General features: G+C 67.1%; 7 protein-coding genes. 6 read left to right on the top strand and 1 reads right to left on the bottom strand.

Going from position 1 to position 10751, the window contains the following annotated elements:
- Positions 1-23: 23 nt before the first annotated feature.
- Positions 24-815, bottom strand: a complete 792-nt coding sequence (locus tag Q8Q88_RS20295) for an IclR family transcriptional regulator (RefSeq protein WP_305677003.1) — start codon at positions 813-815, stop codon at positions 24-26.
- Between the two features lie 215 nt (positions 816-1030).
- Between Q8Q88_RS20295 and Q8Q88_RS20290 the strand changes: the two genes are divergently transcribed.
- From Q8Q88_RS20290 to Q8Q88_RS20265, 6 genes are all read left to right on the top strand, one after another.
- Positions 1031-1789 carry an SDR family NAD(P)-dependent oxidoreductase gene (locus tag Q8Q88_RS20290; protein ID WP_305677002.1) on the top strand — a complete coding sequence of 253 codons (759 nt, stop codon included), beginning with the start codon at positions 1031-1033 and terminating at the stop codon, positions 1787-1789.
- An 85-nt stretch (positions 1790-1874) separates the two neighbouring features.
- A complete protein-coding gene (locus tag Q8Q88_RS20285; protein ID WP_305677001.1) occupies positions 1875-4544 on the top strand; it encodes a TonB-dependent receptor in 2670 nt (889 codons plus the stop codon).
- A 102-nt stretch (positions 4545-4646) separates the two neighbouring features.
- Complete coding sequence (locus Q8Q88_RS20280; protein WP_305677000.1) at positions 4647-5456, top strand: GDSL-type esterase/lipase family protein; 810 nt, start codon at positions 4647-4649, stop codon at positions 5454-5456.
- Positions 5453-6661: a D-mannonate dehydratase ManD gene (gene manD / locus Q8Q88_RS20275; RefSeq protein WP_305676999.1), complete on the top strand. Its 1209-nt coding sequence runs from the start codon at positions 5453-5455 to the stop codon at positions 6659-6661. Before Q8Q88_RS20280 ends, manD begins: the two co-directional genes overlap by 4 nt.
- Entirely contained in the window at positions 6658-9027 is a 2370-nt protein-coding gene (locus tag Q8Q88_RS20270) for a polysaccharide lyase 8 family protein (protein ID WP_305676998.1), read from the top strand. Before manD ends, Q8Q88_RS20270 begins: the two co-directional genes overlap by 4 nt.
- A gap of 11 nt (positions 9028-9038) precedes the next feature.
- Positions 9039-10136, top strand: a complete 1098-nt coding sequence (locus Q8Q88_RS20265; RefSeq protein ID WP_305676997.1) for a mannonate dehydratase — start codon at positions 9039-9041, stop codon at positions 10134-10136.
- The last annotated feature ends 615 nt before the right edge of the window (positions 10137-10751 follow it).

Raw genomic sequence — 10751 nt, 5'->3', positions numbered from 1 at the left:
CTGGGGTCTGCGATGAGGAAGGCTCAGACGCCCGCCCCGGCGTCATGGCCGAGCTGGTCCGAGAGGGTTGAGGCGGTCTGGACCAGCGCCTTGCGGGTCGCGTCGACCGACATGCGGTTGGTGCGTTGGCTGAGGAACGGCACGGTGAGCGCGCCGGCGACCTGGCCGTTGTGGCCGAAGACCGGGTTGCTGATATTGACGATGCCGGGAATGAGCTGGCTTTGGCGCGCCTCGTAGCCCATCGCTGCGATCTCGGCGACCTTGGCCTCGAATTCCGCGATCTGGCTGGCGTCCACCGTCCGTCCGAGCTGATCGGCCAGGGCGCGACGCGCGTCCGGCGTCAGGAAGGCCGCGATCAGGTAGCCGGAGCTCGTTTCCCAAACAGGAAACTGCGCGCCCAACCGCACCGAGTAGCGGATGGGTAGGGGCGAATCGACCTGGGCCACGATGACGATGCTGGTGCGGTCGAGGACGGCCAGGTGGCAGCTCTGGCCCACGGCGTTGGCCAGCTCCTCCATCAGCGGCACGGCCCGCGAGACCAGGGACTTCAGGGGCGGGTGCTCGTGCGCCAGCCGGAAGAGGCGCATGGAGAGGGCGTAGAGGTCGCTCGCATGGTCGCGCTCGAGATAGCCGCGGCCCTCCAGATATTGGATCACGCGGTAGATCTCGCCGGTGGTGCGGCCGAGCTGCTGGGCGATGGCGGTGACGTTCAGGCCCACCGGCGAGCGGGCCAGAAGCTCCAGGATTTCCAAGCCTTTCTCGAGCGCCGGGACGCTGTAGCGACTTCCCGCCGGTTCCTTGTCAGCGACAGCCATTCGCCGGCGTCCTCCCCTTGGGTTTTCGGCGTCGTCAGGAGACCACGCTCTGACACCGGGCGCAAAAAACTGCTTGCGCGTAGGTGAAAACCGTTTTTACTGGTGAAAGATTGGCGCAGCCGATGGATTGATGCAAGCGGTTTTCGCATCGGCCTCAACGGTGGCGGCGAACTAGAAAACATTGAAAACACAAAGGGCAGGGAGGCTCTTTGAAATTGAGCCAGCCCTTCAACCTGCGCGGACGCGCCATGCTCGTCACCGGCTCCACGCGGGGAATTGGCAGGGCTCTGGCGCTGGGTCTCGCCGCCCAGGGCGCCGATGTGGCTATCCACGGCCGCCGCGGCGATGGGGGCGAGGAGGTCGCGGCTGAGGCTCGCGCCTTGGGCGCGCGCGCCGAGGTCTTGATGGCTGATCTCGGCGACCCTGACGCCTGCCTGGCCCTGGCCCAGGGGGCGATCGCCGCCTTCGGCGCCATCGACGGGCTGGTGCTGAACGCCTCCATGGAGATCCGCCAGGACTGGATGGCGGCCACGCCCGCGGACATCGACCTGCAACTCGCCGTCAACCTGCGCTCGACCCTGCTGCTCTGCCAGGCCCTGACGCCGCCCATGATGGCGCGAGGTTGGGGCCGGGTGATCTCCATCGGTTCGATCCAAGAGGTGCGTCCTAATCCGGCCTGCCTGGTCTACGCGGCATCGAAGGCCGCGCAGGCCAATGTGGTGGCCAATCTCGCCCGCCAGCTCGGGCCGCACGGCGTCACCGTCAACAACCTGGCCCCGGGGGCGATCGCGACCGATCGCAACGCCGCCGTGCTGGCCGACCCCGCCTATCGCCGCAAGGTCGAGGACCAGATCCCGGTCGGGCGGGTGGGCGATCCCATCGACTGTGTCGGAGCCTGCGTCCTGCTGGCCTCCGAGGCGGGCGGCTACATCAACGGCGCGACCCTGCGGGTGGACGGAGGCTGGAGCCTCTAGCGCAAGACCCATTCCCGGCGCGCCCGTTCCGGGCCGCCGCACACGACACAACGCCGAAACGGCTGATCTCTTGGGGAGAGAAACGATGACCAACCAACGCGATAGGCGCCTGCTCGCAGGCGTCAGCGTCCTCGCCGTCTGCTGGGGCGTCGCCGCGACCGCCAGCGCGCAGAGCACAGGCGCGGCGACCGCGTCCGACGAGACCCAGATCGAGGAGGTGGTCGTCACCGGGATCCGCGGCTCGATCATCAAGTCGCTGGAGGCCAAGCGCACGGCCGACAGCGTGGTCGACGTGATCACCGCAGAGGACATCGGCAAGCTCCCGGACCAGAATATCGCCGAGTCCATGAGCCGGATCTCCGGCGTCGCGATCACCCGCAAGGACGGGGAAGGCAACACCTTCTCCATCCGCGGCATCGATCTCAACCGCGTGGAGATCAACGGACGGGCCTTCACCGGCCCCACCCAGGACGCGACGCCCTCGCTCCAGGCGATCAACCCGGAAATCCTCTCGGGCCTTGAGGTGATCAAGTCGCCTACGGCCGACCAGACCGAAGGCTCGCTCGGTGGCACCGTCAACCTGCGCACCCGCCGACCGCTCGACGGGACCAAGGACTTCGTGGCCTCGGCCCGCGTTCAAGGCGTCTATGGCAACAAGGTTGATGAGCTCGGCTACCGCGCCTCGGGCCTGGTCGCCAAACAGTTCAACGATGGGACTTTCGGGGTCTCCGCCGCCCTGGCCTATGGCTCGATCAAGGCCCTGGGCGAGGGCTTCCAAACCGGGGGCTGGGCTGAGTCTCCCGCCAATTCCGGCATCTACCGACCCAACCGCTTGGTCTCGCAGATCGAGTACCGAGACGACGAGAGGATCACCGCCAACGGAGCGATGCAGTGGAAGCCCGACAGCCAAACTGAGGTCAATCTCGAGGCGACCTATTCCAACTTCCAGGTCCGCCGCGACCTGCAATACTATCAGACCTTGCTCCCTGGGGTGGCGGTCGCCCCCCAGCCCGGCGCGACGATCCTGGCCGATGGGACCGTCTCCAAGGCGACCTATAATGGCGTCACCCTTCGGCCCCTGGTCTATGAATCCCACACCGACTTCGAGAGCCTGAACATCGGCGTCAGTGGCCGCCGCGAGATCGGGCGACTGACGATCTCGGCCGACGCGTCCTATTCGCAAGGGACGGGGAGCGACGGCCAGACCGGCTCGCCTTTCACCTTCGTGTTCGTCAACAGTCCCGGCAATGTCGTCAACGCCAGCTACGACCTGAGCACCAGCAACATCCATCCCGACGTGGTGCTGGCCAGCAATTTCGACCGCAAGAACCCCATGAACTACCAGCTCTTCTCGCTGTTCGACGGTGAGAACCGATCCGACAACACCGGCTATGACGGCAAGATCGACCTGCGCTACGACCTGGACGCGGGGTTCGTGAAGGCCATCAAGGGCGGGGTGCGCGGGGAGAAGGTGAGCCTAGGGGCGACCAATCCACAGACCACCCCGGCGGTGAACACCACGACCGCGGCCGGTCGGGCCATACTGGCCGCGGCCGACAAGAACGGCGACGGCGTCATCCGGGCCAACGAACTGCCCTCCCTCAACTATAACAACCAGTACGGCGACTTCCTGCCGGGCATCGCCGGCGACTTCGACCGCAACTTCCTGACGGGCGTCGTCGACGCCGAAGCGGGGCGGCGCGACATCGGCGTGGGCGGACCGGAGGCAGCGCCGCTTTCGGAGAAGGATGTCGATCAGACGTCCAAGGCCGTCTATCTGATGGCCGACCTGGAGGGCGACCTGGGGAGCATTCCGTTCCGGGCCAATGTGGGCGCGCGCTACGTCTGGACCGAACGGACCTCGGCCGGCTTCGTGGCAGGCGCCACGGCCGGGACCTTCGTGCGCACCTCGGTCACGGCCAACTTCAAGCACCTGCTGCCCAGCGCCAACGTCTCGTTCGACCTTACCGAGAACCTTATCCTGCGCCTGGCCGCGGCCAAGGTGATCGCCCGCCCGCCGTTGTCGCAGGTGGGCGCGGGCATCGTCGTCAATCAGGTGAACTTCTCGGCCACGGCCGGCAATCCTCTGCTGAAGCCCTTCGAGGCCACGCAGATGGACGCCACGCTCGAGTGGTATTTCGCCGAGGCGAGCCTGCTGTCCTTCGCGGTGTTCAACAAGAAGATCGACAGCTTCACCACCCAGACAGTGACCAGCGAGATCGTCCCGGGCAACGAGCGCTTCGGCCCCTTCACCGTCAGTCGTCCCACCAATGGCGAAGACGGGAAGGTTCGCGGCTTCGAGGTGGGCTACCAGCACGCCCTGCGGTTCCTGCCCGCGCCCTTCGACGGCCTGGGCGTCCAGGTGAACTACACCTATGCCGACAGCGAGACGCCGGTGCCCAACGCGCTGAAACCCGGCTCGACCCTGCCGCTGACCAATCTCTCGGAACACAGCTACAACCTGGTGGCCTATTACGAGAACGACCGGCTCAGCGCGCGGCTCGCCTACACCTATCGCGACGATTTCCTCAACACGGTCCAGGCCAAGAACCTGGGTGGCAGCAACTACACCGACGCCTACGGCCAGTTGGACGCCTCCGGCAGCTACAATTTGAACGATCGCTTCCGCCTGACCTTCGAGGCCACCGGCCTCAACCGGCCGGTGGCGCGCAAGTACATCGGCACGGCAAACCGCATCACCGAGACCTACATCAACGATACGCGGATCACCTTCGGGATCGCCGGCACGTTCTAAGCGGTCATTCAGTCACAGGGTCATCCCTCCCAAGGTAGGGCCCTGATCTGGGGCGCCGTCGCCGGTCCGGCGGCAGCGCCCCCTTTTTCGGAGGCGGAACTCATGAACAGCGGACTGGCCTGCGCCGCCATGGCCGCGCTCGCGGCCGCCCCGCCGGCAGCTGGGCACGCCCAACTTCGCCCGCCCCAGAACGGCGTCGGCGTCGGCGACTACTCGCTGCACGACTTCGTGGCCAAGTGGATGATGCAGCAGGACGACATCCCGGAGGTTCGGCGTCACCGCGCGGCCAATCAGACCCTGATCGCCGGCGAGGACAGCCGACCCCGCATCGTGTTCCTGGGCGACTCGATCACCGACCATTGGGAGGCGCTGGACGACCGGCCGGCCGAGGCGTTCCGGATGGTCAACCGAGGCATCGGCGGGCAGAACACCAGCCAGATGCTCCTGCGGTTCGAGGACGACGTCGTCGCTCTTCAGCCCGCCGCCGTGGTGATCCTGGGCGGGACCAACGACCTGCGCGCCTATGTGGGCGATCCGGCTTCGGTCGGGCCGGGCGCCTTGGAAAGGATTTCCCGCAACCTCACCGCCATGTCCGACATCGCCGCTGGGCGCGGGTTCAAGGTGATCCTCGCGACCCTGCCACCGGTGGGACCCGACCGGGAACGGACCGCCCGCGACGCTGCCGCCGTCGCTGCGGTCAATGACTGGATCCGCGGCTTCGCCGCCGCTCGGGGGTATCCCGTGGCCGACTATCACGCGGCTCTCACCGACGGTGACGGACATATGCCGGCGCGATATTCCGCCGATGGAATCCATCCCAATCCGGAGGGTTATGCGACCATGTGGCCCGCCCTCAAGACGGCCCTGGCCATCGCCGGCCTCAAGATCACAGCGTCCGGGGATCGGCCATGAAGATCATCGCCGCCCGCATCATTGTCACCTGCCCCGGTCGTAACTTCGTCACCCTGAAGATCGAGACCGATCAGGGCGTCCACGGGATAGGCGACGCCACCCTGAACGGTCGTGAGCTGTCGGTGGTCTCCTACCTGCAGGACCACGTGGCGCCGTGCCTGATCGGCCGCGATCCGCGCTGCATCGAGGACATCTGGCAGTATCTCTATCGCGGCGCCTACTGGCGGCGGGGGCCCGTGACCATGCGCGCCATCGCTGCGGTGGACGTCGCCCTTTGGGACATCAAGGCCAAGATGGCCAACATGCCGCTCTACGATCTCCTGGGCGGGCGGAGCCGCGACGGTGTTCTGGTCTATGGACACGCCAATGGCGCGGACCTGGGGGAGACGGTCGAGGCGGTCGGCCGCTATATCGACATGGGCTACAAGGCCGTGCGCGCCCAGTCCGGCATTCCCGGCATCGACCTCGCCTACGGGGTGGGGCGGGGCAAGCTCTACTACGAGCCGGCCGACGCGGCCCTGCCCACCGAGACGGTATGGGACACGCGCAAGTATCTGAACTTCGCGCCGAGCCTCTTCGAGCGGCTGCGCGAGACCTACGGCTTCGGCGTGGAGCTGCTGCACGACGTGCACCACCGCCTGACACCGATCGAGGCCGGCCAGCTCGGCAAAGCGGTCGAGCCCCATCGCCTGTTCTGGCTAGAGGACGTGACGCCGGCGGAAAACCAGGAAGCGTTCAGACTGGTGCGCCAGCACACCACCACGCCGCTCGCGGTGGGCGAGATTTTCAACACGATCTGGGACTGCAAGGACCTGATCGCCAACCAGTATATCGACTACATCCGCACCACCGTCGTGGGCGCCGGCGGGATCACTCATCTGCGGCGGATCGCCGACTTCGCAGCGCTCCACCAGGTCCGCACGGGGGCGCATGGCGCCACCGACCTGTCGCCCGTGACCATGGGGGCCGCGCTGCACTTCGACACCTGGGTCCCGAACTTCGGCATCCAGGAATATATGCGCCACGCCGAGGAGACCGACGCGGTGTTCCCCCACGACTATGTCTTCGGCGACGGCCGGCTGCATGTGGGCGACACGCCCGGTCACGGCGTCGATATCGACGAGGCCCTGGCGGCGAAGTATCCCTACAAGCCCGCCTACCTGCCGGTGGCCCGCCTCGAGGACGGGACGATGTGGAATTGGTGAGCCTCGTCAATCGCCGCGCGGCCCTGCTGGCGCCGGCCGCGCTCATTGGGCCGCCACGGGCCTTGGCGGCGGAGCCCGCCACAGACGACAGGTTCGAGCGATTGCGCGACCGTTGGATCGATATGCTGACCGGGGGTTCGGCGTTGGACCCGCGATCGCCGCCCTATGACGCCATTGTCCGCGGCGTCGCCGACAATGCTAGGCAGTGGTGGGGGGTCATGGCGGACCCCCGGACCGGTCCCGGCGCCCTATGGAACGACCCGGCGTCGGGGCTTGCCGAGTACAACTCCAGGATCTCAGCCGACCGCCTGCGGGTCATGGCGCTCGCCTTCTCCACGCCGGGAAGCGCGTTGGCGGGCGACCCGCGCCTGAAGGCCGACCTTGTCGAGGCCTTGGCCTGGTTCGAGGCGCGACGCTACAGCATCCGCATCGAGCGCAGCGGCAACTGGTGGGAGTGGGAGATCGGCATTCCCACGGCGCTCACCGACCTGCTTCTGTTGCTGCGGCCGATCCTCCAGGCCGAGCGTCCGGGCCTCCTCGAACGCCTGGTCGCGGCGATCGACCGTTTCACGCCCCACGCCGACGTCGGCACGGCGGCCAACACCGTCTGGCGGTCCCACGTCGTGGCGCTGAATGCGATCCTGGCGCGTGACGCCGCCAAGCTCGAGAGCGCGCGCCGCACCTTCCCGACGACCTTCGAGGATGTGAAATCCGGCGACGGCTTCCATGCCGACGGCTCTTTCATCCAGCACGACGACCTCGCCTATACCGGCGGCTACGGGCGCGACATGTTGTCTCGCTCAGCCCTGCTGATCCACCTGCTGGACGGATCGCCGTGGGCGCTGGCGTCGGCCGAATGGGCCAAGCTCGCTGAACGGATCGGCGCCGCCTTCGCCCCGGTGATGTTCCGCGGCGCCCTGATGGACATGACGCGGGGGCGCAACATCTCCCGCGCCAACCTCTCCGACATCCGGTCCGGCCAGGCGGTCATCCACGCCCTGCTGTATCTGGGCCAGGTTCCGGGCGGTGCTGGGCTGCGCAGCCAGGCCAAGGCCTGGATCGCCGCGCAGTCGGGCGTCTACGATGTGTTCGCCTATGATCCCAGGCTGCCGGCCTATTGGATGACCCCCTACACGGCGCGGCTTGCCTCCAACCTGATCCGCGACCGGTCCGTTCCGACCGGCGCGGAGGTCGAGGGGTGCCGGGTGTTTCCGGCCATGGAACGCGCCGTCTTCCGAACCGGTGGCGTCGCCGTCGCCCTGGCCATGAGCTCCGCCCGCATCGCCAACTACGAGTCGGTCAACGGCGAGAACCTGGAGGGCTGGTACACCGGCCAGGGCATGACCTACGTCTACGGTCCGGGCCATGAGAATTTCGCCGACGATTTCTGGCCGACAGTCGATCCCTACCGGCTCCCGGGCGTGACCCTTGACAAGCGTCCGCGTGCGCCGGCCGCGCGCGTGGCGCGTAACACCAGCTCCGCCGTGGGGGGCGCGGAACTCGCCGACTGCGCGGCGGTCGGCATGCGGCTCGAGACCGACGCCGGCGGCTTCCGGGCGACCAAGTCCTGGTTCGCCGCCGACGGCTATGTCGTGTCCCTGGGCGCGGGCATCTCCAGCGATCACCCGAGCGTCGTCGAGACCGTGCTGGAAAACCGCAATCTCGGCGCCAGCGCCGAGCGTCGGGTGCTGACGGACGCCGCCTCCGGCGAGCGCCTGACCCGGCGCGGCGACATCGAAATCTTTGAACAGGCGCGCTGGCTGCACCTTGAGGGCTACGGCGGCGTGGTGCTTCCTGGCGGCGCCGACGTGCGAGGCCTGAGGGAAATCCGCCAGGGCGCCTGGTCGCGCATCAACCAGCAGGGCGCCAGTCCCACCGGCCTTCGCTCTCGGACCTACGCCACGTTTTGGCTGGACCACGGCGTTCGGCCGGTGGCGGCGTCCTATGCCTATGTCTTGCTGCCCGGCCGTGGAGTGGCGCAGACTAGGGCCTTCGAGGTCTCGGGCGCAGTCGCAATCCTGGACAACGACGCCCGGATCCAGGGCGTGCGTTTGGAAGGCCCTGACGTGACCGTCCACGCCGCCAATTTCTGGACGGCCTTGCCGGGGCGCAGCGGCGAGATCTCGGCCAGCGGAGCGGTTTGCGTCGCCGCGCGGGTTGGGCGGCGACGGATCGAGATCGCGCTCGCCGATCCGACCCAGGCCCAGACCTCGCCCATCGAGATTGAATTGACGCGAGGCGCCGCGACCCTGGTTTCGCCGCACTCGGCCCTGGAGGTCGGCTTCGACCGCGACAGGATCCGCATGCGTTTCGACCCCCGGGGATTGTCCGGACGCAGCGCGGTCGTCGTGCTGGCCCGCGCCTAGGAGAGACCCGTATGGACCGTCGCGCCTTCATGAGCCTGGCCGGCCTCGGGGTCAGTGCGGGGACCGTGTCGCCTGCCGTGGCGGGGTCCTCCCTCAAGCCCCTGCGCATGAAGCTAGGCTGTCAGAGCCTGCCCAGCGATGAAGCCCGCTTCTCCTACTTCGCCCGCTATGGCGTCCGCAACATCTGCGCCAAGCCCCAAATCGCGGAGGGACGGCTCTACGCCACCGTCGCCGAGATCGGGACGGTGCGGGATGCGGCCGCCAGGTTCGGCGTCAGTGTCGATATCCTTGAGCCTCCGATCTTGCGCTCGAGCCATATCGACAGGGAGCCCCATCCGGCGATCATGTTGGCCGAGAGTCCAGAGCGCGACCGCGACATCGAGGCGTTTCAGACCATGATCCGCAACGCCGCTTTGGCCGGCGTACCCTGCATCAAGTACAATATGAGCCTGCTGGGCGTGCTGCGGACGGCCACGGTCAAGGGCCGAGGCGACGCCCAGTACGAAGCCTGGGACCTGCAAGCCGCCCGGCCGCCGGCCCCGTTGACCCGCGCCGGTCGCGTCGACGCCGCTGCGGCCTGGGAGCGGATCGCCTACTTTCTGGATCGGGTGGTACCGGTCGCCGAGGAGTACAAGGTGCGCCTCGCCTGCCACCCGCAGGACCCCGGCGTGCCGCCCGCCGGGTATCAGGGCGTTGACCGGGTGCTTGGCACGATCGAGGGGCTGAAGCGCTTCGTGTCGATCCGCGAGAGCCCCTATCACGGCCTCAACTTTTGTCAGGGGACGGTGTCCGAAGCTCTGAGTGACCCGCCGCGGGAAATCCACGACGTGATTTCCTGGTTCGGCGCGCGAAAGAAGATCTTCAATGTCCATTTCCGCAACATCCGCGGGCGGCGTGATCGCTTCGTCGAGGTGTTTCCCGATGAGGGCGACATAGACATGGCCCAGGCCATCCGGACCTATCGCGAGGTGGGCTACGACGGCATGTTGATGCCCGATCATGTGCCGTTCGTGGAAGGATCGCCCACCGCGAGGTCGGAGTCCTTCGCGTTCTGCTACGGCTATATCCGGGGTCTCCTGCAGGCCGAATCCCAACGGCCCGGCAGCTGACCAGATCGGCCGCCGGCCGCTCGCCGGCGGCAAGAAGGCCTCGCCGACCTCAATGTGTGGCCGATCAGCACTTTCGGCCCGGATCCTGGGACACGCGGGCAGGTGAGTTCGGCTGTTCGGGCGCGCGCTGAAGTCCGCGTCGAGCTTCCATCTCGTCTACCCGCCGGAGGCTGCCCGCCGGCGGAAGGTGAAGGTTTTCCGAGATTGGCGCCTTTCAGAGATTGCGGCTGACGAACTCGGCGCGGGGATGGCAGACAACGTCACGCATCGAAGCTGACCCGGGGGAGGGTCCGCAGTCCGGCCGCCGACCAAGTTCCGCTATTGGCGGATACTGTTGAAAAAGTCGCCGAGTCGTTCATCTAGCCGTCTTTGGCGCAATAGTTCTTCGGTCTCAAGTTGAGGTGCGGCAAGGTTGTTTCGCCGTCGTGCCGACATGAGGTCGAAGCGATCTCTCGAAACCACCACTCCGGACTTTTTCAACATGGGGTAATGGGCGGTTGCTCTTCACACGAGGCCGCGGAGGATCGGTCTCATCGGGAAGAGGAGACTGACCATGGAGTCCTTTGCCGGCCTGGATGTCTCGATGGAAGAGACGCACGTGTGCATCGTGGATCG

It is taken from the genome of Phenylobacterium sp. (assembly GCF_030697925.1).
GTDB lineage: Bacteria > Pseudomonadota > Alphaproteobacteria > Caulobacterales > Caulobacteraceae > Phenylobacterium.
The sequence above is the reverse complement of the archived record's forward strand: the minus strand, read 5'-3'. Positions and strand labels throughout refer to the sequence as shown.

Coding starts and splice junctions, on each gene's coding strand:
- Q8Q88_RS20295 (WP_305677003.1), bottom strand. CDS start 815: ATGGCTGTCGCTGACAAGGAACCGGCGGGAAGTCGCTACAGCGTCCCG.
- Q8Q88_RS20265 (WP_305676997.1), top strand. CDS start 9,039: ATGGACCGTCGCGCCTTCATGAGCCTGGCCGGCCTCGGGGTCAGTGCG.
- manD (WP_305676999.1), top strand. CDS start 5,453: ATGAAGATCATCGCCGCCCGCATCATTGTCACCTGCCCCGGTCGTAAC.
- Q8Q88_RS20285 (WP_305677001.1), top strand. CDS start 1,875: ATGACCAACCAACGCGATAGGCGCCTGCTCGCAGGCGTCAGCGTCCTC.
- Q8Q88_RS20280 (WP_305677000.1), top strand. CDS start 4,647: ATGAACAGCGGACTGGCCTGCGCCGCCATGGCCGCGCTCGCGGCCGCC.